General features: G+C 71.9%; 19 protein-coding genes and 1 pseudogene. 12 read left to right on the top strand and 8 right to left on the bottom strand.

The window, feature by feature from the left end:
• Positions 1–125: 125 nt before the first annotated feature.
• The 3 genes from rpe (at position 126) to OG254_RS09155 (ending at position 2,527) form a co-directional block, all read left to right on the top strand.
• Positions 126–812, top strand: a complete 687-nt coding sequence (rpe, locus tag OG254_RS09165; protein WP_351196302.1) for a ribulose-phosphate 3-epimerase — start codon at positions 126–128, stop codon at positions 810–812.
• Positions 813–890: 78 nt separating this feature from the next.
• Positions 891–1,934 carry a sugar-binding transcriptional regulator gene (locus OG254_RS09160; RefSeq protein WP_405579324.1) on the top strand — a complete coding sequence of 348 codons (1,044 nt, stop codon included), beginning with the start codon at positions 891–893 and terminating at the stop codon, positions 1,932–1,934.
• A gap of 176 nt (positions 1,935–2,110) precedes the next feature.
• Entirely contained in the window at positions 2,111–2,527 is a 417-nt protein-coding gene (locus OG254_RS09155) for a barstar family protein (RefSeq protein WP_405579321.1), read from the top strand.
• Between the two features lie 263 nt (positions 2,528–2,790).
• On the opposite strand, the gene OG254_RS09150 is transcribed toward OG254_RS09155, so the two are convergent.
• The 6 genes from OG254_RS09150 to OG254_RS09125 all read right to left on the bottom strand — a co-directional run bounded on the left by OG254_RS09150 (position 2,791) and on the right by OG254_RS09125 (position 12,441).
• Entirely contained in the window at positions 2,791–5,727 is a 2,937-nt protein-coding gene (locus tag OG254_RS09150; RefSeq protein WP_405579318.1) for an AAA family ATPase, read from the bottom strand.
• 190 nt (positions 5,728–5,917) lie between these two features.
• Positions 5,918–6,712, bottom strand: a complete 795-nt coding sequence (locus OG254_RS09145; protein WP_405579316.1) for an amidohydrolase family protein — start codon at positions 6,710–6,712, stop codon at positions 5,918–5,920.
• Positions 6,713–6,723: 11 nt separating this feature from the next.
• Positions 6,724–8,133 carry a penicillin-insensitive murein endopeptidase gene (locus tag OG254_RS09140; RefSeq protein ID WP_405579313.1) on the bottom strand — a complete coding sequence of 470 codons (1,410 nt, stop codon included), beginning with the start codon at positions 8,131–8,133 and terminating at the stop codon, positions 6,724–6,726.
• A gap of 4 nt (positions 8,134–8,137) precedes the next feature.
• Positions 8,138–10,198 carry a hypothetical protein gene (locus OG254_RS09135; protein WP_405579310.1) on the bottom strand — a complete coding sequence of 687 codons (2,061 nt, stop codon included), beginning with the start codon at positions 10,196–10,198 and terminating at the stop codon, positions 8,138–8,140.
• An 11-nt stretch (positions 10,199–10,209) separates the two neighbouring features.
• Positions 10,210–11,550 carry a hypothetical protein gene (locus OG254_RS09130; RefSeq protein ID WP_405579308.1) on the bottom strand — a complete coding sequence of 447 codons (1,341 nt, stop codon included), beginning with the start codon at positions 11,548–11,550 and terminating at the stop codon, positions 10,210–10,212.
• 6 nt (positions 11,551–11,556) lie between these two features.
• Entirely contained in the window at positions 11,557–12,441 is an 885-nt protein-coding gene (locus tag OG254_RS09125; protein ID WP_405579305.1) for a hypothetical protein, read from the bottom strand.
• A gap of 343 nt (positions 12,442–12,784) precedes the next feature.
• Between OG254_RS09125 and OG254_RS09120 the strand changes: the two genes are divergently transcribed.
• The 4 genes and pseudogenes from OG254_RS09120 to OG254_RS09105 all read left to right on the top strand — a co-directional run bounded on the left by OG254_RS09120 (position 12,785) and on the right by OG254_RS09105 (position 17,002).
• Positions 12,785–14,227 (top strand): GuaB1 family IMP dehydrogenase-related protein, encoded by a 1,443-nt coding sequence (locus tag OG254_RS09120; protein ID WP_351196320.1) that lies wholly within the window; start codon positions 12,785–12,787, stop codon positions 14,225–14,227.
• A 94-nt stretch (positions 14,228–14,321) separates the two neighbouring features.
• A pseudogene (locus OG254_RS09115) lies at positions 14,322–14,819 on the top strand (GNAT family N-acetyltransferase).
• A gap of 229 nt (positions 14,820–15,048) precedes the next feature.
• Positions 15,049–16,539: an amino acid permease gene (locus OG254_RS09110; RefSeq protein WP_405579300.1), complete on the top strand. Its 1,491-nt coding sequence runs from the start codon at positions 15,049–15,051 to the stop codon at positions 16,537–16,539.
• Positions 16,540–16,549: 10 nt separating this feature from the next.
• Positions 16,550–17,002, top strand: a complete 453-nt coding sequence (locus tag OG254_RS09105) for an Lrp/AsnC family transcriptional regulator (protein ID WP_048581051.1) — start codon at positions 16,550–16,552, stop codon at positions 17,000–17,002.
• A gap of 50 nt (positions 17,003–17,052) precedes the next feature.
• Here the strand turns inward: OG254_RS09105 and OG254_RS09100 are convergent, their stop codons facing one another.
• Positions 17,053–17,415: a hypothetical protein gene (locus OG254_RS09100; RefSeq protein WP_405579298.1), complete on the bottom strand. Its 363-nt coding sequence runs from the start codon at positions 17,413–17,415 to the stop codon at positions 17,053–17,055.
• A 75-nt stretch (positions 17,416–17,490) separates the two neighbouring features.
• Positions 17,491–18,231, bottom strand: coding sequence for a GntR family transcriptional regulator (locus tag OG254_RS09095; protein WP_405579295.1), 741 nt, complete (start codon positions 18,229–18,231; stop codon positions 17,491–17,493).
• 226 nt (positions 18,232–18,457) lie between these two features.
• On the opposite strand from OG254_RS09095, the gene OG254_RS09090 reads away from it, so the two are divergent.
• Genes OG254_RS09090 through OG254_RS09070 form a run of 5 tightly spaced genes read left to right on the top strand, consistent with a single transcriptional unit; the run spans position 18,458 to position 23,913 of the window.
• Positions 18,458–19,615, top strand: coding sequence for an ABC transporter substrate-binding protein (locus OG254_RS09090; RefSeq protein WP_405579293.1), 1,158 nt, complete (start codon positions 18,458–18,460; stop codon positions 19,613–19,615).
• Positions 19,612–20,511: an ABC transporter permease gene (locus OG254_RS09085; RefSeq protein WP_405579290.1), complete on the top strand. Its 900-nt coding sequence runs from the start codon at positions 19,612–19,614 to the stop codon at positions 20,509–20,511. The genes OG254_RS09090 and OG254_RS09085 overlap by 4 nt, the downstream gene beginning before the upstream one ends.
• On the top strand, positions 20,499–21,311 hold the full coding sequence (locus OG254_RS09080) for an ABC transporter permease (RefSeq protein ID WP_405579288.1): 813 nt from the start codon (positions 20,499–20,501) through the stop codon (positions 21,309–21,311). The genes OG254_RS09085 and OG254_RS09080 overlap by 13 nt, the downstream gene beginning before the upstream one ends.
• Positions 21,312–21,313: 2 nt before the next feature.
• Positions 21,314–22,393, top strand: a complete 1,080-nt coding sequence (locus tag OG254_RS09075) for an ABC transporter ATP-binding protein (protein ID WP_405579285.1) — start codon at positions 21,314–21,316, stop codon at positions 22,391–22,393.
• 56 nt (positions 22,394–22,449) lie between these two features.
• Positions 22,450–23,913: an HAD-IA family hydrolase gene (locus OG254_RS09070; RefSeq protein WP_405579282.1), complete on the top strand. Its 1,464-nt coding sequence runs from the start codon at positions 22,450–22,452 to the stop codon at positions 23,911–23,913.
• Positions 23,914–23,942: the final 29 nt, after the last annotated feature.

Raw genomic sequence — 23,942 nt, 5'->3', positions numbered from 1 at the left:
CGCAGCCGAACAACGATCCGGCCGGGCGCCCAGCATGGCACGCGCGGCCCGGACACAACATCGGATGAACGTCTTAGGTCTGGACCGGGGCGAACATTCGTGCTCCGGCATGGCAGGCTTGGGGCATGGCCGTGCAGATCAACCCCAGCATCCTGTCCGCCGACTTCGCCCGCCTCGCGGACGAGGCGAAGGCGGTCGAAGGAGCCGACTTTCTCCACGTCGACGTCATGGACAACCATTTCGTCCCGAACCTCACGCTCGGCGTGCCGGTCGTAGAGTCCCTGGCCCGTGCGACGGACACTCCGCTGGACTGCCATCTGATGATCGAGGCCCCCGACCGGTGGGCGCCCCAGTACGTCGAAGCAGGGGCCTCCTCCGTCACTTTCCATGTCGAGGCCGCCGCGGCCCCGGTACGGCTGGCAAGGGAGATCCGGGCCAAAGGCGCCCGTGCTTCCATGGCGCTCAGGCCCGCGACGCCCATCGAGCCGTACGAGGATCTGCTCCCCGAGCTCGACATGCTGCTGATCATGACGGTCGAGCCGGGCTTCGGTGGTCAGGCGTTTCTCGACATCATGCTTCCGAAGATTCGCCGCACCCGCGAGTTGATCAGCAAGCACGGCCTCGACCTGTGGCTCCAGGTCGACGGCGGGGTGTCGGCCTCGACGATCGAGCGGTGCGCGGAGGCGGGCGCGGACGTCTTCGTCGCCGGTTCGGCCGTGTACGGGGCGGACGACCCCGCCGCGGCGGTCCGTGCGTTGCGCGCCCAGGCCGAGGACGTGACCAAGTCCGCCGCCTGGGCATGCGACCACTGAGCCAAGGGAACGTGAACGGCGCCCATCAGGGCGGATCAAGAGCGCCGGATCTGCAAGGATGAACGGCGAATCCAGAGTGTGAACAGCAGTGAGGAGATCGCCGTGTCGGGTATGTCGGCGGGCCGGTCAGCCATGCGGATGGGACCCGCTGAGCTGGTGCAGGCGGCGGCCATGGCCCGCCGCTTCTACCTTGAGGGCAAATCCAAGATCCAGATCGCCGAGGAGTTCGGCGTCAGCCGCTTCAAGGTGGCCCGGGTCCTGGAGACCGCTCTCGAACGGGATCTGGTGCGCATCGAGATCCGCGTGCCGGCCGAGCTGGACGCCGAGCGCTCTGACGCGCTGCGCGCCCGCTACGGCCTCAGGCACGCCGTCGTGGTCGAGTCCCCGGCCGAGGCCGAGGAGTCGCCCGACCCCGAGAACCTGGGAGAGGTGGCCGCCGACCTGCTCGGCGAGCTCGTGAACGAAGGGGATGTGCTGGGCTTGGCCTGGGGCCGGTCCACCATCCACATGGCCGCGGCCCTCGACCGGCTGGCGCCGTGCACGGTGGTGCAGCTGACCGGTGTCTACGACGCCGGGACCGCCGAGCGCGGTTCGGTCGAGGCGGTGCGCCGCGCTGCCCAGGTGTCGGGCGGTGACGCCCACCCCATCTACGCGCCCATGCTGCTGCCGGACGCGGCCACCGCGGAGGCGCTGCGCCACCAGACCGGCATCGCGCGGGCCTTCGAGTACTTCGACAAGGTCACCGTCGCCTGCGTCTCCATCGGCTCGTGGGAGCCCGGCATCTCGACGGTGCACGACATGCTGAGCGACGAGGAGCGGGCGCACTACGCCTCGCTCGGCGTCGCCGCCGAGATGTCCGCGCACCTCTTCGACTCCGAGGGCCGCCGGGTCGGGCGGGACCTGCAGGAGCGGTGCATCACGGTCAAGGCCGACCAGCTCCGCCGTATCCCCGAGGTCGTCGCCATAGCGGGCGGGCAGCGCAAGGCGGGCGCGATCGACGCGGTGCTGCGGTCCGGGCTCGTCACCTCCCTGGTGACGGACACCTCGGCGGCGGACTACCTGATGACGGTCGGCCCGACCCCGAAGAACACGCTCAACAGGGCGGATCCGGACGGGAACTGACGGTAGGTCATGAAGTAAGTCATGAAGGAGACAGCCGCGGCGGCATCGACGGGGTGGTGCTACGGCTCGTCTCCTCCAGTCCCGCCACGGGCTTCTGCCGTGTACGGGAGCTTCGAAGGGCTGCGCGAGGTCTGTTGCCTCGATGATCCGTACGAATCGTTCAGGGCGGTGCTGACATGACCGACGATCCGCTCGCGCCCGTGCTCGCGGGCACCACGCCGCCCGGCGTCCTGTCGTGGCCGGCCGGTCTGCCGACGGCGCAGGCCGTGGACGCGGCACGCGCGGCACAGTGGGAGGCGGCAGTCCTGGACCTCTCCGGTGTCACGGACAAGGCCGGGCTCATGACGGCGTTCGCCGACGCACTGCGCCTGCCCGACTGGTTCGGTGCGAACTGGGACGCTCTCGCCGACTCCCTCACCGATCTGGAGTGGTGGCCCACGCGCGGGGGGCGGCTGATTCTCGTCCGCGAGTGGCAGGTCTTCGCGAAGGCCCGGCCCGACGAGTGGGGCGTCCTCCAGGAGATCTTCGCCGACGCCGCCGCACGCTGGCGGGAGACGGATACCGGACTGGTCGTCCTGATGGCGCTCGGTTAGGGGCTGTCGTTTGGATCAGGCCGGCTGAGAGAGGCTGCGCCTTTCAGCCGACCCGAGCGGGGCCTGGTGCGTGCAGCTGCAAGGCGGAGGAGGGCGTCGACGCGATGGGGGTCCCCCCGCTCGAGCGGAGTCGAGAGTGGGGGAGTCGGCAACCGACGACAACGCGGCTGGGGGTCCCCCCTGCTCGAAGAGCTTGGGGGAGTGCGTGCCAGGCCCCGCGACGCCGGGATGATCCAAACGACAGCCCCTAGAGCCGTCCGAGGTCAGGTCTTCGGCGCCAGCCGCGCCGGCAGGGCCGTTCGGGACGCGATGCCCAGCTTGGCGTAGGCGTGGCTGAGGTGGTACTCGACCGTCTTGACGCTCAGGACCAGCTCATGGGCGATACGGCGGTTGGTGAGGCCATCGGCGGCGAGGCGGGCCACTGCCAGTTCCTGCGGGGTCAGTGGCAGCGGAGCCCTGGTGTCCGGGCCGACGGGCTGTCCGCACGCGGCCAGCTCGCGGGCACAGCGCCCCGCGAGCCAGACGGCGCCCAGCCTCACGAAGGTGCCGTGGGCGGTCAGCAGGTGCTCGGCCGCGGCGGCTCGTCGACCGGTACGGCGCAGGAAGACCCCGAGGCCGAGGGCCAGCCGTGCCCCGTCGAACGGGTTCGCGACCGTCGCCGATTGCCCGAGGCCCGTCCGGAACGCCTGCTCGGCCGCCTCGGGCCGCTGCCGCGCGGCTAGCAGTCCGCCGCGCACGCCGGCCGCCGCGGCCAGCGCCGACAGCCGTCCCGTCGTCTGGGCGAGCTCCTCCAGGCGGGCGAGCGTGGCGGCGCACTCCTGCAGGGCGCCGACCGCGAGCTGCGCGTGGGCGAGGAGATCGTGCCAGGGCAGGAAGGCCGGCTCGTCGGGAGTCCGCAGGTCCAGCAGCGGGCGCAGCGCGCGGACGGCCTCCTGATGGTCGCCGCGGGCCACCGCCAGCCAGGCCCGGCTTCGGGCGATGGCCATCAGCGTCACCACGTCCCGGGTGCCCCCCAGACCACGCCGAGCCTCTTCCAGGTGGGCCGCGGCGCCGGCCCTGTCGTCGCGCAGGGCCAGGACCAGGGCCAGCTCCGCGTGCCCGTGCGGCGCGAGCCACGCCTGGCCGGCGTCCTCGGCGACGGAACAGCCGACGCCGAGGTGCAGCACGGCCTCGTCCCAGCGCCCCACGCGGAACTCGGCCTGGCCGAGGTGCGTGTCGGCCAGTACCCGCAGCGGGACCGGACCCCGCCGAGTCATGCGCACGGCCGCGAGCAGGTCGTCCCGGCCGTCTTCGAGATCGTCCGACCACACCCGCAGGATGCCGCGCCCCAGCAGCAGATCGGCGTCCTCGGCGGGGACGAGGGCCGGGGCGGGCAGCTCCCGCGTGAGCGCCACTCCCCGCTCGGCGGCGCCGGTCATGCCCAGCGCCAGTAAGCGGCAGTAGCGCAGGGTGCCGCCTTTGGCGGGGGCGGCGGAAAGCGCGCTCGCCTGCTCGGCCCAGCGTGCCGCCTCGGTGCCACGGCAGTCGACCAGGCAGAGCGTGGCGAGGCGCTCCGCGATGCGCTGGGCCAGGGCGGGGTCCGCCGCCGGGTCGCAGTGCTGCCAGGCGTCGCCGAGCAGGGTCGTGGCATCTGCCATCTGCCCGCGCACGAGAGCGAGATGGCCCTCGGCGTAGCGCTGCCGGGCGGCATCGGCCGCTCCGGGGCCCGTGGCGCAGCGGTGCGGCTCGTCCCCCGTCGTGCCAGGCCCTTCGGCACAGCGGTGCCCGGGGAGCGCCGTACCGGTGCCCTCGGCGCATGGGTTCCCTCTGTAGGCCGCACCCGGCAGGGCGCCGATCAGCGAGGCGGCTTCGTCGACCCGGCCGTCGGCCAGCAGGGCGTCGGCCGCCGCGACGGCCAGCCGGTCCCGCCCGGGGCCGGCCGGGGCCATGCGGAAGGCATGCCGGGCCAGGGTGGCGGAGATGGACCAGCGTCCGGCGGCGGCCTCCTCGTCGGCGACGGCGGCGAGTTCGCGGGCGAGGGCCACGTCCGTGCCGTCGGCCGCGCCCAGCCGGTGCCTCAGGGCGCCGAAGCGGTCCGTGACGGCCTCGGCGGCCCGGGCGTGCAGCCTGGTCCGCAGGACCGGGCCGAGATGGTGGTAGACGGAGGCCTGTACCAGGGGATGCGGGAAGCAGAGCCGGTGCGTGCCCGGCGCGAACCTCTCCCGCAGGAGGTCCTGCGCGATCGCCTGTTCCACGGAGGGCAGCGGCTCGGTGAGGTCCGCGAGGTGTGCGGCGTCGCGCAGGTCGCAGTGGGTGCCCAGCACGCTGACCGCTGCCACCAGGTCCTGTGTGGCACGGTCGCAGCGAGCCAGACGCGCGAGCACGAGCAGGCTGTAGGAGCGGGGCGCCGGCAGTGAGTCGTCCGACCCCGCCAGGATGTCGCCGGGAACCTCGCGCAGCAGGGCGCGGACGTGCAGCGGATTGCCGCCCGTGTGGCCGTGCAGCCGGGCCGCCGCGTGCGCGGGCAGGGGCGCGGCCAGCAGCCGGGTGGCCAGGCGGGCGACGTCGGCCACGTCCAGCGGCGGGAGCGACAGCCGTACGGTGTCGTAGTCCGCGAGCAGCCGGCGCAGGCCCTCCGGCAGGCCGGGGTCGGCGGGGTCCCGGGTCACGACGACGGCGAGGAGCCGGTCCGCGCCCAGCCGGCGCAGCGCGAAGGCCAGCGCGTCCAGGGACGGCACATCCGCCCACTGGGCGTCGTCGAGGACGACCACCAGGGGAGTGCCGTCCTGCGACTGCCCCAGGGCGTCGAGGAGTCCGGCCCCGGCGGCGAACGGATCCGCGACGTGGCGCAGGGACCCGCTGCGAGCACCGTCGGTGGCGGGCGCGGGGAGAGAGTCCAGGAGCCGGCCCAGCAGTCCGTACGGCAGTGTCGACTCGTTCTCCTCGCCCGCCACCCGGCAGGCCCGCACCGCGTGCCGGCGGAGGAACTCCCGGACCAGCGTGGTCTTGCCCAGTCCGGCCGGGCCGTCCACGCAGACCAGCCGGGCGCCGTTGCCGACCGCCGTCAACAGGCCCTCCAGTACGGCGAGTTCGCGCTCCCGTCCGCAGAAGTCGTGGTCCGGCTCCGTGATGTGGGGCGGGTCCGGGGCAGGTTGGGCAAGACCTGGAGCGCTGCCCGTTCCCTGATGCGGTGCCAGGAGTGCGGAGGTGAGGTCGGTCATGACGGCGGCTCCCCCGACGCTCGCCCGGCGCTGACTGACTCACGGTGGCGGCCGGCCGGGTCCCGTACAACCAGAATCGGTGACTCCGCGCGGAGCTGGCCCCGTTGGGGGAGGAGGCGGCTCAAGCAGCCGTACTAGCTCCAGCCATCCCCAGAACGGCACGGGCGCGTCCGCTCCCTCCACGAGGACCTCACCGTGGACCCCTCGGCTCGAGTGGTACAGGTCGATGATGTAGCGCATGGCGGCTCCTGGTGGCACGGACCGTCGGTCCCAGCAGGCGCAGCAGATTTCCCCCGGTCACTTTTGCCTCGTCGGCCGGGGGCAGGCCGAGGGCGCGTACCTTCGCCAGTTCCAACCCCGGGTGCAGCCACGGACCGTCCGAGCCGAACAGGAGCTTGGCCGGACCCGCCCGCTCCAGAGCACGCACCAGCAGGTCGAAGCGGCGGACGCCGGAGGTGTCGGCGTACACGTTCGGATGGCGCACCAGATGGTCGACGAGGGCGAGCTGTGCGCCCCAGTCGTCCGCGAAGCTGCCCAAGTGCGGGATGACGAAGTCGACTTCGGGGTAGGCGGTGGCGAACAGCTCCACCGTGGCGACCTCGCCCATCACGTCGTACAGCACCGGAAGACCGAACGCGCGGGCTGCCTCGCAGATCTCCCGGGTGAGCCGTGCGTCATGGCGGTGGACCTTGACGCCGCACAGCTGCCAGCGGGCGGTCGCCTCCGCCAGCAGTGCGTGGATCCGGCCGGCGTCCCGCCGCGGGTGCACCATGGCGAAGCCGCTGTACCGGTCGGGCCGGGCCGCGACGATCCGGCCGACCTGTGCGTTCGCGGCCGCGTAGTCCGAGTGGAAGACCGGCAGCAGGACCGTGTGGCCGATGCCGGCCGCCCTCGCGCGACGGGCGTACGCGTCCAGCGGGGCGGAATCCCAGGGGCCGCTCAACTCCGGGCCCCGGCCGGCGTGGCAGTGGCAGTCGATGACCATCGCCTCCCTCCTCACGGCGGCAGCACGCGTACGGCCCGCGGGGCGAGCCCGGCCAGGCGGTTCTGGACGAAGAACGTGTTGCCCAGCTGGTCAAGGCCGGGCACCGGCCCGATCCAGGTCCACCTGCGGCCGGCCGCGAAGCGTTCCGTGAACCTCTGCCACTCCTCCCGGCCCGGATACCTGCCGTACCGGTCGTGGAAGTACACGCGGGTGGAGCCGAACTCGGTGGCGTTGCCCACCGGATTGGCGAGTGCGCCGGTGAGAGCCCGGACGGCGACGGAGCGGGCGGCCGCAGGCAGCCGTTCCCAGGGGAGCCGCTGCAGTTCGATGTACCGCTGCCGCTGCCCCATCTGCACACCGGGAGGTGCGGGCGGGCCGAACATGCCGCCGATCGGGACGAAGTCGTCCTGGCGCGCGGCCCGCCGAGTGGCCCGCCAGTTCCTGAGCACGGGCTGCAACGGTGTCGAGTAGGCCCGCAGGAACGCGTGGAACGACGGATAGCGGGAGCGCGTGAGCAGTCCGTACCTGTTGAGCATCGCCCACACGACCGCGGCCTGCTCCGCCCCCGCCCGGCTCCCCCCGGTCTCGCCGACGAGGAAGCGGGCGGTCCACAGGAGGTCGTCCGGCGTGAACCGGTACGGCGGCGCGGAGCCGGGGGCGACCAGGGTGCCCAGGGCGTCGGTGGGACGGACGCCGGCAGCAGGGGGCACGGTGGCCGACGGCCGGGCCGGGACCGGTGGGCGGAAGCGGACGTGCAGATGGTTGTCGTGGCCGTCCCACTTCCGTACGCCCCTGATGCGCGGGTCGTTGAACAGGATGAAGTGGACCGGCAGAACTCCGTTTCCGTGCAGCCGGTCGACGAGTTCCTGAGTGAGGGACTGGGAATAGCCCGGCTGGTTCCACAGGGCCGGGGCCTCCTTGCCGTCGGCGCGCACCGGGCGGATGTCCACGTCCAGACCCAGCCGATGGGAACCGTGGCCGGTGACCGGGCCGCCGCCGCGCACGGAGATCTCGCGGAATCCGATGCGAGGCCCTCCGGGGCGTGCGCCATGCCAGCCCAGCGCCGTCGCCAGGAGCGCCCTGACGGTCTCGGGCCGGGCGAAGCGCCGCTCGTGCGGACCGTCGGCGTAGAACCCCGGCCCCTGCGCGGGAAGTTGCGCCGAGATGGCCGGATCCGGGTCGAGGCCCGCGGCGACCCTCAGATACGCCCAGGTCGTCGGTCCGAGGACGCCGTCGGCCGCAAGCCCGGTTCGTGCCTGCCACTTGGACGTCTCCGTCACCAGCGCGGCATCGTCCCACGCCGTGCGGCGCGGGTTGAGGGCGCGCCGGACCTCGGCCAGTCGCGCACCCCAGCCCAGTGTGTCGGCGTAGGCACGGTTGCGTTCGGCCGCTGTGAGCGGAGCCTCGGTCAGAAGCGTCATGCCGTCACCGTCCTTCCCGCCGGGGCAGCCGGGGGGCGCCCTGGCTGCCGGGCGGCAGCGGGGCCGGCGAGGCGGCCGGGGGACGCTGGGCGGGCGGCAGCTGGGGCACGGGGCGGGGCTGTGCGAGGCGAGGGGCGGCCCTGCGGCGGAGCGCGGGGGACGCGGTGCCCCTGGTGGTGGGTGGCAGGGCGGCGCGTCCGGGGCCCTGCGGGGAGAGGCGGCGGACGAGATGGAGAGTCGGCAGTGCTGTGTCGACCGGGGCCTCGGTCAGATCGGCGCCGGTCACCGAGCGGTACGAGTGGACGTACCCCTGGATCTCGGTGCGCCAGTAGCGTGCCCAGTTGGCCGCGGAGTCCCGGTCGATGACGGCACCCCAGTTCCCGAACCGCACCGACAGCAGCAGTTGTTCGCCGAACCGTCCGAGATTGTGGAAGTGGATCACCGAGTCGGAGCCCCACCCCTGCAGGCGCTTCATCGTGTCCACCCGGTCCATCCAGGCTTCCGGATAGGCGACCATCGTCCGGCCCGGCAGGAATTCGCGCATCTCGGGGCGGGCGAGGATCCACTGCTGCATCAGCATCTCCTGGCGTGCCGTCCAGGGCAGGTCGCCGTACTGGTTGTGCTGTCCCTCCGTCAGCAGGAGATGAACGTCCCGCAGCGCGTTGAGCACCGGGAAACCGTCGGCGATGACGGTGGTGTCGTCGTCGTCGCGGAAGAAGGCGGAGGCCAGGTGGAGCAGGGTGTGGAAGGCCTCCAGGAACTGCGGTCGGCTGTCGGCGGGGCGCAGTGACGGGGCGCCGGGCGGGAGTTGGCTGATGCCGTAGTGGTGGTCGTACTCGTGGGCCCGGCGCAGGGCGGTCAGTCGGTGCTCCTTGTCCTGGACGTAACCCCACAGGATCGGATTGAGGGCCCGCAGCGGGTCGATCTCCACGTGCGCCAGCGGATCGCGGGCGCCGGGGCCGCGGATGTTCTGGAACCGCAGGGCGATGGCGTCCACGGAGTGCGTGAGGTTGCCGAGCTCGTGCCAGAAGCTCCAGAAGAGCTCCAGGAAGCAGGGGAAGGCGAGTTTCTCCCGGAGGATGCCGGAGCAGTCGCGGCCGAAACCGTCCTGCAGGGGGAAGCCGACGCCTCCGAGCTTCTCGCGGATGACGGCGAGATACGGCAGTGCCGCCGGGTCCGTGGCCGGGTTGGGGTGGCCCGGGGCGGCGCCGACGTAGCGTTGCCACTGAAGTTCGATGGCGCGCTGAAACGCTTGGGGATCGGGTTGCTCGGTCGCGTACCGACGGGCTTCGTCGGCGAGGTCGAGCCCGGCGAAGAGCTGCTGGATGTTGTTCGACTGGATGTGCACACCGCAGCGCGCCAGCAGGAACACCTCGGTCGCGACCCGCAGCAGCAGGTAGGGGTCGACGCCGGGGAAGGCCATGGCCGGGTTGAGCGGGTCGCGCCTGGGGGCCGGAACCCTCGGACCGGGCAGCTGGCCGCTGCACATGATCGGCTCGATCCATTCGGCGTAGGGCTTGAAGGCCAGCCCGTCGGTGCTCAGCCTGATCGCGGACCAGAGCGCCTGGTCGTCGGTGGGGTCGGTGCCCGTCCGGCGCATGCGTACCTGCACATGGAACGGATCGGTAGGGCCGAGGGGCCTTGAGGTCACCACGAAGGTGTCCGCCTCGTCGATCGGCGCAGAGCCGCTCTCGGTGTAGACGGCGCGCGCGGTGTACTGGCTCGGCTGCAGGTTGGCCGGTACGTCCCAGTCGACGTTCCACGGCCCACTGGCGCCGGCGAGGACCGGGGTGGCGGCGATGGTGCCGATGCCGACGATCTCCCACGTGATGGTGGCTGCGGGCGCCGCTACGGGGCCCACGGCCGCTGGAGCGGCCGTGCCGCCGGGCGGTGAGGTCGAGGCACTTGCCGAGGGAGCGGTGGGTGGTGTGCTCGGAGCTCCTCCCCCGGGAGCGGAGGCCGGTGAGCCGGAGGCGATCATCCCCAGCCCGATCCTCGGCAGTTCGTAGGTCAGTCGGACCTTGCCGCCCTGTTCGATGGTTTTCGGTACGGCATTGAGTGGCATGGCGGGCCTCCTCAGCGGTGGGAACGGCCGGCGGGAAGTTCGGGTCGGGCGCCCGCGCAGCGCCACGCCGAAGCGAGCGTGCTGCTGAGCGCCCAGTGGGTGATCACGTCACCGAGGAGCCGGCTCTCTTCCTCGGCGCCGATGCGTCCGGCGGCCCGGGCCTGGCCGAGGACCGCGAAGACGAGGGTCGGCGGGGCCGCGCGCAGCAGGTCCGGTCTGCGCAGCCAGCTCCCGTGGCGGGTGAGGAGCTGCTCCGGTCGGCGCTCGGCCAGCGGCATGACGTCGGCCAGCCGCAGACCGCCGAGGGCCGGCGGCCGGTGGCGCAGCATGACGTCGACGAACCGCGGCATCGTCGACTCCAGCGCCCCGAGCAGCAGCCGCAGCTCCCGGGGAAGCGGCGTCGGTGGATACAGCGCCGACCACAGCGAGCCGAGCGCGCGCCACTGCGGATGCGGATACAGGGCGTCGCCCAGCGCGCAGCTCAGCCGGACCCTGATGTACGGCAGCGGGTGCGGATCGTCGGGTACGAGGGCGAAGACGAACCTCCGGGGCAGGCTCACCACGCCCATCAGACCGAGCGTGCCCGCGATGCCGAGCTGGCCCACCGCCCAGAAGTCCGCGACGATCTCGCTGACCGTCAGCCCCCAGTACCCGAAGGCCGCCCGCTCGGCCGGATGGCGCGCGGTCAGCTCGATGTCGAGCAGCACTTGCCGCAGGGAGTCAACCAGCCCCAGCAGGGCGGCCGCCTGATGCCCGACCTCGTGGACCAGGGAGGCGCCGATGCCGTATCCCACCATGCGCTCCCGTGGGATGCGCACGAGCGCCACGGGGGTGCGGCCCCCGCCCGGGATGCGGGTGTTCACCCGGCGTATCGCGGCGCCCGGTCCATGATCCAGATAGGTGATCACGGGTGGCGGCCGGTGCAGCGGGGTGCGGGGCGTCGCCAGCGCGTCGGCGGCGGCGACGTCCAGTCCGGCCAGCCAGACGCCGATGTCCCGTTCGCTGCGCTGGGTGACGGCTTCTTGGAAGACGTCGAACTGGGTCAGTACCCCGTTGAACCGCCGGCGCACGGCCGTGAACCGCCGCTGTGCGACGTGCGGGGGAGCGGTGCGCCCCGGCCCGCCGAGCCAGGCCAGATACGCCTCGACCTCGCGGCGCAGTTCGGTACGCCCGCGGACCAGGAACCGCTCGACGGCGGTCATGGCCTCGGGCGTCGGGGCGGCGGCCGGCACCATCGTCTCGTGCAGGGCGAAGGGCCGCACCCGGTCCAGCCGGGTCAGCAGACCCCGGGCCTCGCCGCTCAGCAGCGAGGCGGCCGCGGAGCTCACGGAGGTCGCGGAGGTCGCCTCCACGGTTCCTCAGAGCCCCAGAATCACGATGCTGTTGTTGTACCGGACCCAGCGACCCGAGCGGGCCCGGCCCGGCCGGCGCCTCGGTTGGCCGTGGCCGTCGGCGAAACCCGGGGCCTGCTGCGCGGGCCAGTGCCAGGAGGCCGGGCGAGCGATCAGCTGCGGGTACCTCGCGAGGCCGGGCGCGTGTATCTGGGCGGCGGTCAGCAAGGCGTCCCTGGCCTGCTGCTCGGGCGATACCGGGCGCTGGTCGAGGGCCGCGTTCTGGACGGCCGTACTGGCCAGCCGGACGAAGCGCCGGGCGATCTCGAACTCGAACTCCTGCCGGTCGACGCCCTCGGACTGCACCTCGAAGAGCTTGCTCGCCAGGTTGGCGACGGTGGCGAGGCCGGGGACCGGGAGCAAGCCGGCCAGCGCGGGCCCGAAGTTCTTCAGGAGGCCGCCCAGGGTCTTGCCGAAGCCCTTGCGGAAGAAGTTGCGCGCGTTCTTGATGAGGCCACCGATGAACTGTTCGAACTCGGCCTCGGTGGTGATCTCCAGCAGCTCGGCGGCCAGCTGGATCTCCTGCTGCTCGCTCAGCGGACTCTCCAGCTCCGCGTGGGGCACCTCGCCGTATGCGGGACCCTCGTGCAGACCTCCCTGGACCTCCCAGCTCTCGGCGTGCGAACCGAACGCCCCGGCCTCTCCGTGCCCGCCGAACGCACCCTCGGCATGCCCGCCGAACTCGGCCTCGGCGCCCGCAATCTCGTACTCGCCGGCCCCCGGCATCTCGTACTCGCCGTGCAGCGGCCCCTCGTACTCGCCGGGGCCGTGCGCCTCGGCGCCGAACTCCAGCTCCTGCGGGTAGGACTCGCTTTCCTGATAAGGGGTGAGCCCGTACTGCTGCATGCTCATCAGCTCCTCCCGGTCGCGGCGACCGTGGTCGGGCGAGCCCCCGGATGGGCTCCGGCTGCCACCGTAGGAACGCCGGGTCCGGGGCCGCGTCCGTGCCGGCCCCCGGGTCGGCCCGAGGATCGGAGCCGGCACCGGCCAGGGAGGGCGCGGGAAGGCCCCCGGGGCACCCCGGGTCGGCAGTCCGCCGGGCAGGGCTTCGGAGGATGCGACAAACACCCCCGTGACCTGCCTGGATGTTTCGACCAGCCCGCGCATACCCGGCGACATGGGACAATGAAGTACGTGCTTTCCCCCTGGCTGACCTGTCCGGGGGCCACCTCTGATCGACTGGGATGTGCAGCACGTGCGTTTCCTCAATGACATCCAGCCCGCGTACGACCTGACGTACGACGACGTCTTCATGGTCCCGAGCCGCAGCTCCGTCGGCTCGCGGCAGGGCGTGGACCTCAGCTCCCCGGACGGGACGGGCACCACGATCCCGCTGGTCGTCGCCAACATGACCGCCATCGCCGGCCGCCGTATGGCCGAGACGATGGCCCGGCGCGGCGGCCTGGTCGTCATCCCGCAGGACATCCCGATCGACGTCGTCACGGACGTCGTCGCCTGGGTGAAGAGCCGCCACCACGTCCTCGACACCCCGATCGTGCTGGCCCCGCACCAGACCGTCGCCGACGCGCTCGCCCTGCTGCCCAAGCGCGCCCACAACGCCGGGGTCGTCGTCGACGAGAACCAGCGGCCGATCGGTGTCGTCACCGACTCCGACCTCTCCGGCGTGGACCGCTTCACGCAGCTCGAAGTGGTCATGTCCCGGGACCTGCTGCTTCTCGACGCCGACCTCGACCCGCGCGAGGCCTTCAACACCCTCGACCACCACAACCGGCGCTACGCCCCGGCCGTCGACTCCGAGGGCCGCCTCGCGGGCATCCTGACCCGCAAGGGCGCCCTGCGCGCCACGCTGTACACGCCGGCCGTCGACGCGCAGGGCAAGCTGCGCATCGCTGCCGCCGTCGGCATCAACGGCGACGTGGCGGGCAAGGCCAAGCAGCTGCTCGACGCGGGCGTCGACACCCTCGTCATCGACACCGCGCACGGCCACCAGGAGTCGATGATCGCCGCGGTCCGGATCGTGCGGGCGCTCGACCCGCAGGTGCCGATCGTCGCCGGCAACATCGTCGCCGCCGAGGGCGTGCGGGATCTGATCGAGGCGGGCGCGGACATCATCAAGGTCGGTGTCGGTCCGGGCGCGATGTGCACCACCCGCATGATGACCGGCGTCGGCCGGCCGCAGTTCTCGGCGGTGCTGGAGTGCGCCGCCGAGGCGAAGAAGTACGGCAAGCACGTCTGGGCCGACGGTGGCGTCCGGCACCCGCGTGACGTCGCCATGGCGCTGGCCGCCGGTGCGTCCAACGTGATGGTGGGGTCCTGGTTCGCCGGGACGTACGAGTCGCCGGGCGACCTCCAGCAGGACGCGAGCGGGCGCCTCTACAAGGAGTCGTTCGGCATGGCGTCCGCGCGTGCCGTGGCCAACCGTACGTCCGAGGAGTCGTCGTACGACCGGGCCCGCAAGGCGCTGTTCGAGGAAGGCATCTCCACCTCCCGCATGTTCCTCGACCCGACCCGCCCGGGCGTGGAGGACCTGATCGACTCGATCATCGCCGGCGTGCGGTCGTCCTGCACCTACGCGGGCGCCGGCTCCCTGGAGGAGTTCGCCGAGAAGGCCGTGGTCGGCATCCAGAGCGCCGCCGGCTACGCGGAGGGCAAGCCGCTGCACGCCAGCTGGAGCTGACGCCTCGTCAGTGCCCTTTCGTACGGCCCCCGTTGTCCCGCCCGCCGGGAAAATCGGGGGCCGTTCCCATGCTCCGGGAAGTAACTTCGGCGACATGGAGATCACCGTCTGCGGACCCGCCGATGTGGCGCTGCTCGACCGGCACATCGCTTCGCCCGGCGCCCTGTCGTTCCATGCGCGAAGGTTCGCACGTCAGGAACGGGGTGAAAGCACCTATCTGGTCGCCTGGTTGGAGTGACGGCCCGTCGGGCACGTGGAGATGCGCTGGATCGGCTGCGACGCCCCCGCTGTGCGCACCGCGCGGCCCGGCTGCCCCGAGATCAACGGACTGGGCGTCTGGCCGGAGGAACTGCGCTCACGGGGCATCGGCACCGCGCTCGTCCAGGCTGCCGAGACGCCGGCCCGCGAACGCGGCATCACCGTCGTCGGCATCGGCGTCGCGAAGGACAACCCGCGTGCTGCCGCGCTCTATGCGCGGCTGGGTTATCAGCCCCTGATCGACTACCACGACCGCTGGTCGTACGAGGGCCCCGACGGAGCGCTGCACGACTGGGTCGACGCGTGCACGTTCCTCGTCAAAGACCTGTTCTGACCAGCCCTGCGCAACGGTCGAAAGCCCCGCTGCAACGAACATCCACCCAGCCACCAGACACGCAATGATCATGCGGGCACACGCAAGGTTGCTGCATTTCACCAGCAACGTCACTCCTCGTAGGCTGTCGCCTCGTACGTGGCGTGGCAGGGACCCCGCTCGGTGGTCCCCGCTGCAAGGGTGCCGCTCGTCCCTGCCGCCCTGACCGGCAGCGATAAGGAGCCAGCGCGTGCTCGACCAAGGCGCACCCCCGCAATCCCCAGGCCAGACAGCCGCCCCCGCGCCCCTCGGCGTCGGCGCGCGTCTGATGCGCCGCAAGCCTGTGGAACACCTGGTCGCGGAGGGTGGCCAGGGCGAAGGAGGGTCCCTGCGGCGCTCCCTCGGCCTGTGGCAGCTCACCATGATCAGCATCGGTGCCACCCTCGGCACCGGCATCTTCGTCGTCCTCGGCGACGCCGTCCCGGAGGCCGGTCCCGCGGTCACCCTCGCCTTCGTGATCGCCGGCCTCACGGCGCTGTTCTCGGCCCTGTCGTACGCCGAGCTGGCGGGCAGCATCCCGGTCGCGGGCTCCTCGTACTCGTATGCGTACGCAACGATGGGCGAGCTCGTCGCCTGGGTCTGCGGCTGGTGCCTGGTGCTGGAGTACGGCGTCTCGGTGGCCGCCGTCGCGGTCGGCTGGGGCGAGTACCTCAACGAGCTCCTCGACGGGACCATAGGCGTCACCATCCCGTCCGTACTGTCCTCCGCGCCCGGCGAGGGCGGGATCATCAACCTGCCCGCGCTGATCGTCGTCATGCTGGCGATGATCTTCCTGCTCGGCGGCGTCCGCGAGTCCGCCCGCGCCAACACGATCATGGTCGCCGTCAAGATCGCCGCGCTGGTGCTGTTCTGCGCGGTCGGCTTCATGGGCTTCAAGTCCGGCAACTACGAGGACTTCATGCCGCTCGGCATGGCCGGCGTGAGCGCCGCGGGTGCCACGCTGTTCTTCTCGTACATCGGCTTCGACGCCGCCTCCACTGCCGGTGAGGAGGCGAAGGACCCCAAGCGGGACCTGCCGCGGGCGATCATGCTGTCGCTGATCATCGTGACTGCGCTCTACGTCCTCGTCGCAGGCGTCGCCGTCGGCGCCTGGAACTGGACCAAGTTCGAGGGCTCCGAGGCCTCCCTCGCCGCGATCATGACCGACGTCAGCGGCCAGTCCTTCTACGGCACCCTGCTCGCCCTCGGCGCCGTCATCTCCATCGCGAGCGTCGTCCTGACCGTGCTCTACGGCCAGACCCGCATCCTCTTCGCGATGTCCCGGGACGGCCTGGTGCCCAAGGCGCTCGGCAAGGTCCACAAGAAGACCGGCGCGCCCCGCCTCAACACGATCATCGTGTCCCTGTTCTGCGGTGCGCTCGCCGCGCTCATCCCGCTGGGCAAGCTCGTCGACGCCACCAGCATCGGCACGCTGTTCGCCTTCGCGCTGGTCAACATCGCGGTGATCGTGCTGCGCGTGAAGCGGCCGGAGCTCGAGCGCACGTTCAGGGTGCCGTTCGGGCCGGTGCTGCCGGTGCTGGGCTTCCTCTTCTGCGCGTACAACATGTTCAGCCTCGACACCGTCACCTGGGTGGTCTTCGGGTGCTGGATGGCCGCCGGACTCGTGTTCTACTTCCTGTACGGCTATCGCCGTTCCCGTCTCGCGACGGTCGACGCTCCCGTAACACCAGAAGTGAAGTGAACCACCCGCAGTGCTGAACGATCTCGACGAACGCATCGTGCACGCCCTCGCCGAGGACGCCCGCCGCTCCTACGCGGACATCGGGCAACTCGTCGGCCTGTCCGCGCCCGCCGTGAAACGGCGCGTGGACCGGCTGCGCGCCACCGGAGCCATCACCGGATTCACCGTACGGGTGGACCCGTCGGCGCTCGGCTGGGAGACCGAGGGGTTCGTCGAGATCTACTGCCGCCACAACACCTCGCCGGACACCATCCGGCGCGGTCTTGAGCGGTATCAGGAGGTCGTGGCCGCGTCCACCGTCACCGGGGACGCGGACGCGGTCGTGCAGGTCTTCGCCTCCGACATGCGGCACTTCGAGCGGGTGCTCGAGCGGATCGCCGGGGAGCCGTTCGTGGAGCGGACCAAGTCTGTGCTGGTGCTGTCGCCCCTGCTGCGGCGGTTTTCTTCCGGGTCGCCCACGTAGTTTTTTGCGTGCGGGTGGGTGGGGGCTTGTCGCGCAGTTCCCCGCGCCCCTTAAGCGGCGTTCTTGCGGACCTTCGTCAGCATGTGCCGTACGACCAGTGCGTGGGCGCCCGTGCCGATGACCAGCCGCCGGTAGAGGGCGCCCTTGCGGCCGGGGAAGTCGGCCCTCGTCTCGGCCCGCAGGCGCGTCCCGCCCTGGGGCGTCTCGTCCAGGTGGAAGATCAGGGCGTACGTCGAGAAGGGGTGGCGGCCGACGTAGGCCAGCTCCTGGCCCGGCACCGACACCGCCACCCGGAAGCCTCGGGAGCCGTTCATCATGGCGCCCAGTTCGTGCCAGACGGCGTCGGCGTTCGCCTCGACCGTCGTCGCATGTTCATCGACGAAGGGCAGGGCCGGGATCTCGGTGGCGTCCATGGGAGGAGTCTCCCCGCTCGCCCACGCTGCGGCCTCCTCCGTCGGGCGGAGCCGCATAGCCGTACGGCGGAGGCGTCAGTCGGCCGTCTTCCTCGCCAGCGCGTTGTTGTCGATCGAGTTGTGGACGCTGAAGCTCACCGCGTCCGAGCGGTAGCGGTCGTCCGACCACTCCACCGGGCGGCCCTCGCGGGTCGTCGTCACGCGGCGGACCCGGAGCAAGGGGCTCGTGCGGCGGATGCCCAGCAACTCGGCGTCCTGGGCGCCCGCTGACACCGCGTCGATGACGTGCTCGCCGTAGGCGAATACCAACCCCGTTTCCTCGTACAGGCGTTGGGTGACCGACGCGCAGTCGGGCTCTATGGACTCGACGGCCGGCGAGATCCAGTCCGCGTAGACCGTGCGCTCCAGGAGCACCGGTTCGCCGTCCAGGCCGCGCACCCGCAGGACGTGCAACACCGGCGTTCCGGCGGTCAGTTGGAGGCGCACCGCGTCCTCCTTCGTCGCCGGGCGGTACTCCTGCGTGACCACGTGACCGGTCGCCTCGCGGCCCATCGCGTGCGCCCACTGGGCGAAGCTGCGCAGCTCGGCGAAGCTCTGGCTGCGGCGGCTGGCCAGGACAACCCGGCGGGCGCCCTGGCGGGAGCCGATGAGGCCCTCGGCGGTCAGGGCCGCGACGGCCTGCCGGACCGTGCCGCGCGAGACGCCGTAGTGGGCCGCGAGGTCCGTCTCGGCGGGCAGCAGTGAGCCGACCGTGTACTCCTCGCGGTCGATCGCCCGACGCAGCGCGTCGGCGATCTCCTCGTGTCGCGCCGTCATGCTTCCCCTCTGAGTCCGTCACTGTGCACAGCGTGACCAGCGTAATCGAGATCGTCCAGCACTCCGGTCCTGAGGGGACTGTGCACAAATTCAGGGCAGAGGCTTTCGCCAGTGTTAACGAACGTGTCACCATCGGCGGGCCTACTGGGGCCAACTTGTTCAGACAAGTTCGAGATCTTTTCTGGGCAAGATCCTCCTGCACCCTCGCGCGTCCCCTGGAGAAACCGTGTCCGCTTCCCTGCCGAGAACCGCCTCCCTCGGCGGTGCCCTCGCCGTCGTCGCCGCGCTCGCCCTGAGCGCCTGTGGCGCCGCACCCGACAACGCGTCCACCACCGCCGACGGCAAGAGCGCCGCCACCGCCACCTCCGCCGCCGACCTCGGCGGCATGGACAAGCTGGTCGAGGCGGCCAAGAAGGAGGGCACGCTGCACGCCATCGCGCTGCCCCGCGACTGGGCCAACTACGGCGCCCTCATCGACGGCTTCCAGAAGAAGTACGGCATCAAGATCGAGGTCGAGAACCCCGACGGCGCGAGCCAGGACGAGATCAACGCCGTCACCTCGCGCAAGGGGCAGGACCGCGCCCCCGACGTGCTCGACCTCGGCAGCTCCTTCGCGATCAGCGCCGCCCAGCAGGGGCTGCTCGCGCCGTACAAGGTGGAGGCCTTCGCCGACATCCCCGAGGGCCAGAAGGACGCGCAGGCCCGCTGGTTCAACGACTACGGCGGCTACATCTCCATCGGCTGTGACGCGAAGCGGGTCAAGGAGTGCCCGAAGACTTTTGCTGATCTGCTGAAGCCGCAGTACAAGGGCCAGGTCGCCCTCAACGGCAACCCCACCAAGTCCGGCTCGGCCTTCGGCGGCGTGTACGCGGCGGCCCTCGCGAGCGGCGGCTCCTTCGACGACATCCAGCCCGGCCTGGACTTCTTCGGCAAGCTGAAGAAGAACGGCAACTACACGCCCGTCGAGTCGACGCCGGCCACGGTCGAGAAGGGCGAGACGCCCATCAGCATCGACTGGGACTACCTCAACGCCGGGTACGCCGAGGAGTTCAAGTCCAAGGGCGTCGACTGGCAGGTGACCATCCCCTCCGACGGCGTCTACGCCCAGTACTACTCCCAGGCCATCAACAAGGACGCCCCGCATCCCGCGGCCGCCCGCCTGTGGCAGGAGTACCTCTACAGCACCGAGGGCCAGAACCTGTGGCTCAAGGGCTTCGCCCGTCCGGCGCTGATGGTCGCCATGGAGAAGGCCGGCACCCTCGACAAGACGGCCGCCGCCAAGCTGCCCAAGGTCTCCGGGACGCCCTCCTTCCCGACCGAGGACCAGCAGAACAAGGCCAAGACGGTGCTCGGCCAGGGCTGGGCGAAGGCCGTCTCCGGATGACGACCACCCTCACCCGGGTCGACACGGCGACCGCCGCTCCGCGCAAGCGGCGGCGCCGTGCCGTCGGCGGCTGGCTCGCCGTCGCCCCGCTGCTCGTCTTCACCGCGCTCGCCTTCGGGCTCCCGGCCCTGGCCATGCTGGACGGCGCCTTCACCGTCAAGGACCCGGCCACGCAGGCGACTTCGTACAGCGCGGACAACCTGACCAACTCGCTCCAGGGCGCCTACCTCACGGCCCTCCTCGGCAGCGTCAAGCTGTCCGCCGTCTCCGCGGCCCTGGCCGCTCTGTTCGGGCTGCCGCTCGCCCAGGCCGTGGTGACCTCCCGCTTCCGCGCCCTGCGCGAGGCCGTGCTCACCGCGTCCGGCGTGCTCGCCAACTTCGGCGGCGTCCCGCTGGCCTTCGCCTTCGTCGCCACGCTCGGCAACGCCGGTGTGCTGACCCGGCACCTGGGCCTGAGCGACAAGGGCTGGGATCTGTACAGCTTCTGGGGACTGGTGCTCGTCTACCTGTACTTCCTGATCCCGCTGATGGTGCTCACCATCACCCCGGCCCTGGACGGCCTGCGCTCCCAGTGGCGCGAGGCCGCGCAGAACAACGGCGCCACCACGCTGCAGTACTGGCGACACGTGGCCCTGCCCGTGCTGCTGCCCACGCTCCTCGGCGGGTTCGTCCTGCTCTTCGGCAGCGCCTTCGCCGCGTACGCCACGGCCGCCGCCATGGTGGGCAGCTCGATCCCGCTGGTCACCCTCCAGATCGCCGACGCGCTCTCCGGCAACGTCCTGGTCGGCCAGGAGAACGTGGCGCTCGCGCTCAGCCTCGACATGGTCCTGGTCGCCGGGCTGGTCATGGCCGTGTATCTGCCCCTGCAACGACGGAGCGCGCGATGGCTCGCCTGAACCTGTGGCGGTGGGGCGTGCTCGGCCTCGCCGGACTGTACTTCCTGGTGCCGCTGGCCGCGTCGGTGCTCTTCACGGTCGACGTGCCCGGGCAGGGCATCACCTTCGACGCCTACACGCAGATCTTCTCCACCGAGGGCTTCGTCTCCAGCCTGCTGCTCTCGCTGGAGCTGGCCGCCGCCACCATCGCCGTCGTCCTGCTGCTGATGGTGCCCGCCATGGTCGCGCTGAGGCTCGGCGCGCCCCGGCTGCGGCCGGTCGTCGAGATCGTGTGCTCGCTGCCGCTGGTCGTGCCGCCGATCGCGTTCGTCGCCGGGATCGGGACGGTGCTGAAGTGGGGGCCCGAGCACCTCTCGCGCACGCCGCTGTTCCAGACTTTCGTCGCGATCCAGAACCCGGACTTCCCCGTGGTGCTGGTCCTGGCCTACGTCGTGATGGCGCTGCCGTTCGTGTACCGGGCCCTGGACGCCGGACTGCGCGCCATCGACGTGCCGACCCTCGTGGAGGCCGCCCGCAGCTGCGGCGCCGGCTGGCCGCAGGCACTGGTGCAGGCCGTCCTGCCCAACCTGCGCGGCGCGCTGCTCAACGCCTCCTTCCTCACCCTCGCCCTGGTGCTCGGCGAGTTCACGGTCGCGCAGCTGCTGGGCTTCCAGCCCTTCGCCGTGTGGATCGTCAACGTCAGCGGCTCGCAGGCCCAGCTGTCGGTCGCCGTGTCGGTGCTCAGCCTGCTCGTGACCTGGGTGCTGCTCCTTGTGATGGCCGGCTTCGGCGGCCGCACCCGTACCAACTCCCGGGGATGATCATGACCGTGCTCGAAAAGACAGCCGAAGCTACGGCGACCAAGGCCGCCACCGTCGAATTCCGCGGCCTGCGCCGGGAGTTCGGGACCACCGTCGCCCTCGACGGACTCGACCTGACCGTCGAGCCGGGCGAACTCCTCGCCCTGCTCGGCCCGTCCGGCTGCGGCAAGACCACCGCCCTGCGCATGCTCGCCGGGTTCGAACATCCCGACTCCGGCCAGGTGCTGGTGGACGGCGAGGACGTCACCGCCATCCCCGCGCACCGCCGCGACGCCGGAATGGTCTTCCAGTCGTACAGCCTCTTCCCGCATCTGAGCGCCCTCGACAACGTGGCCTTCGGGCTGCGCATGCGCAAGGTCCGTACCGGCGAACGGCGCGCCCGTGCCGCCGAGTTGCTGGAGCTCGTCGGCCTCGCCGACAAGGGCGAGCGCTACCCGCACGAGCTCTCCGGCGGGCAGCAGCAGCGCATCGCCCTGGCCCGTGCCCTCGCCCTGCGCCCGCGCGTCCTGCTGCTGGACGAGCCGCTGTCCGCACTCGACGCCAAGGTGCGCCTGACGCTGCGCGAGGAGATCCGCCGGCTCCAGCAGGAGCTGGGCATCACCACGCTGTTCGTGACCCACGACCAGGAGGAGGCGCTGTCCATGGCCGACCGGGTCGCGGTCATGCGCTCCGGACGGCTCGAACAGTGCGCCGCGCCCGCCGAGTTGTACGGCCGGCCCGCCACCGCCTTCGTCGCCGAGTTCGTCGGCACGATGAGCCGGATCCCGGGCAAGCTCGTCGAGGGCGGCGTCGAGGTGCTGGGGCGGCGGCTGCCCGTCGACGGCGACGTACCCTCGGTGTCCGAGGTCGACGTGCTGGCGCGGCCGGAAGCGGTGACCGTGCGCGCGGATGACGCCGCCGACGCGCGCGTGGTCGCCACGGCGTTCCTTGGGGCCACCACCCGGCTGACCGTACGGCTCGCCGACGGCACCGAGGTCAAGGCCGACCTGCCCGCCCACGAGGGTGCCGCCCTCGGCGCCGGCGCCGCGGTGAGCGTCTCGCTCCCGGAGCGGCCGGTGCTGGTGGCCGAACGCAGCCGCTGACCCCCGCACCACCTGTCGATCCCCCCCCACGCAAGACACGCAAGAAAGAGACCACCGTGACTGAACTCCCGCTCCAGGCCGTCCTGTTCGACATGGACGGCACGCTCGTCGACACCGAGCGACTGTGGTGGGAGGCGGTGGAGCTCGTCGCCGGCCGGGCGCTGACCGAGGCGGACGAGGCGGAGGTGCTCGGGCGGTCCGTCGAGCACACCGCCGACTGGCTGGCCGCGGCCACGGGCGCGTCGGCCACCGACCTCGCCGACACCCTGCACCGCGAGTTCGCCGACCGGGTCCGCACCGGCATCGTCCCCCGCCCCGGCGCGCTCGACCTGCTCGACGCCCTGGCCCGCGACAACGTCCCCACGGCCCTGGTCACGGCGTCGCCCCGGGCCGTCGCCGACACCGTCCTCGAAGCCCTCGGCGCGAGCCGCTTCGCGGTCTCCGTCACCGCCGACGACACCGACCGCACCAAGCCCGCCCCCGACCCCTATCTCGCCGCCTGCCGCGCCCTCGGCGTCGACCCGGCTGCCTGCGTCGCCGTGGAGGACACCCGCACCGGCGTCAGCTCCGCCGAGGCGGCCGGCTGCACGGTGCTCGCGGTGCCCTCGCTCGCGCCGATCGAGCCGGCCCCCGGGCGCACCGTCCTCGCCAGCCTGGAAGGCGTCACCACGGCGCGGCTGCGCGCCCTGCTGCCCGGCGCCCTGCCCTCGCCCGAGCTGCGCGTCATGAGCTGGAACCTCTGGTACGGCGGCACCAAGGTCCACGACCACCTGGCCAAGCAGCTCAAGGTCATCGCCGGGACCGGCGTCGACGTGGTCGGTCTCCAGGAGACCCACGGCACCGCCGCCCAAGATCTCGCCGACGCCCTCGGCTGGTACCACCACCGGGCCGGCGAGAACCTCGGCATCATCAGCCGCCACCCGATCACGGCCCGCTTCGGCGACCCTGCCGTCGGCTTCTTCGGCGCGGCCGGCGTCCGCATCCGGGCGGGGGAGCGGGAGGTCGACATCTGGACGGCCCACCTCGACCACACGCCCTACGGCCCCTACGAGGCGGCCTTCGACGGGCTCCCGGCCGCCGAGCTGATCGCACACGAGGAGGTGCGGCTCGCGCAGATGCGGGACGCCCTGCGCCGGATCGAGGAGACGGCCGTCCCCGGTGTCCCCGTCGTCCTCGTCGGCGACTTCAACAGCCCCTCCCACCTGGACCGGCCGGACGTCGAGTGGCCGGTGACGAAGGCGGCCGAGGAGGCGGGGCTGCGCGACTCCTACCGGGAGGCCCACCCGGACCCGGCCGACCGCCCCGGCCACACCTGGTCGCCGATCCACGCCCTGCACGAGGACGGCAGCGGACGCCCCGAGCCGCAGGACCGGATCGACTTCGTGCTGCACCGGGGCCTCGGCGTACTCGACTCCGAGACGTACGTCAGCGGTCACCCGCGCCCCTGGCCGGACGTCGAGCACAACGCATGGCCCTCCGACCACGCCGCCGTGATCACCACATTTTCCCTGCGCGAGTGAGCCGGACCGGCCTACCATCGGTGCCATGA

Origin of the sequence: Streptomyces sp. NBC_01092, from assembly GCF_045039535.1 — a bacterium.
GTDB lineage: Bacteria > Actinomycetota > Actinomycetes > Streptomycetales > Streptomycetaceae > Streptomyces.
This window is presented reverse-complemented; position numbering and strand designations above follow the sequence as displayed.

Coding starts and splice junctions, on each gene's coding strand:
- rpe (WP_351196302.1), top strand. CDS start 126: ATGGCCGTGCAGATCAACCCCAGCATCCTGTCCGCCGACTTCGCCCGC.
- OG254_RS09155 (WP_405579321.1), top strand. CDS start 2,111: ATGACCGACGATCCGCTCGCGCCCGTGCTCGCGGGCACCACGCCGCCC.
- OG254_RS09150 (WP_405579318.1), bottom strand. CDS start 5,727: ATGACCGACCTCACCTCCGCACTCCTGGCACCGCATCAGGGAACGGGC.
- OG254_RS09145 (WP_405579316.1), bottom strand. CDS start 6,712: ATGGTCATCGACTGCCACTGCCACGCCGGCCGGGGCCCGGAGTTGAGC.
- OG254_RS09140 (WP_405579313.1), bottom strand. CDS start 8,133: ATGACGCTTCTGACCGAGGCTCCGCTCACAGCGGCCGAACGCAACCGT.
- OG254_RS09135 (WP_405579310.1), bottom strand. CDS start 10,198: ATGCCACTCAATGCCGTACCGAAAACCATCGAACAGGGCGGCAAGGTC.
- OG254_RS09125 (WP_405579305.1), bottom strand. CDS start 12,441: ATGAGCATGCAGCAGTACGGGCTCACCCCTTATCAGGAAAGCGAGTCC.
- OG254_RS09100 (WP_405579298.1), bottom strand. CDS start 17,415: ATGGACGCCACCGAGATCCCGGCCCTGCCCTTCGTCGATGAACATGCG.
- OG254_RS09095 (WP_405579295.1), bottom strand. CDS start 18,231: ATGACGGCGCGACACGAGGAGATCGCCGACGCGCTGCGTCGGGCGATC.
- OG254_RS09085 (WP_405579290.1), top strand. CDS start 19,612: ATGACGACCACCCTCACCCGGGTCGACACGGCGACCGCCGCTCCGCGC.
- OG254_RS09080 (WP_405579288.1), top strand. CDS start 20,499: ATGGCTCGCCTGAACCTGTGGCGGTGGGGCGTGCTCGGCCTCGCCGGA.
- OG254_RS09075 (WP_405579285.1), top strand. CDS start 21,314: ATGACCGTGCTCGAAAAGACAGCCGAAGCTACGGCGACCAAGGCCGCC.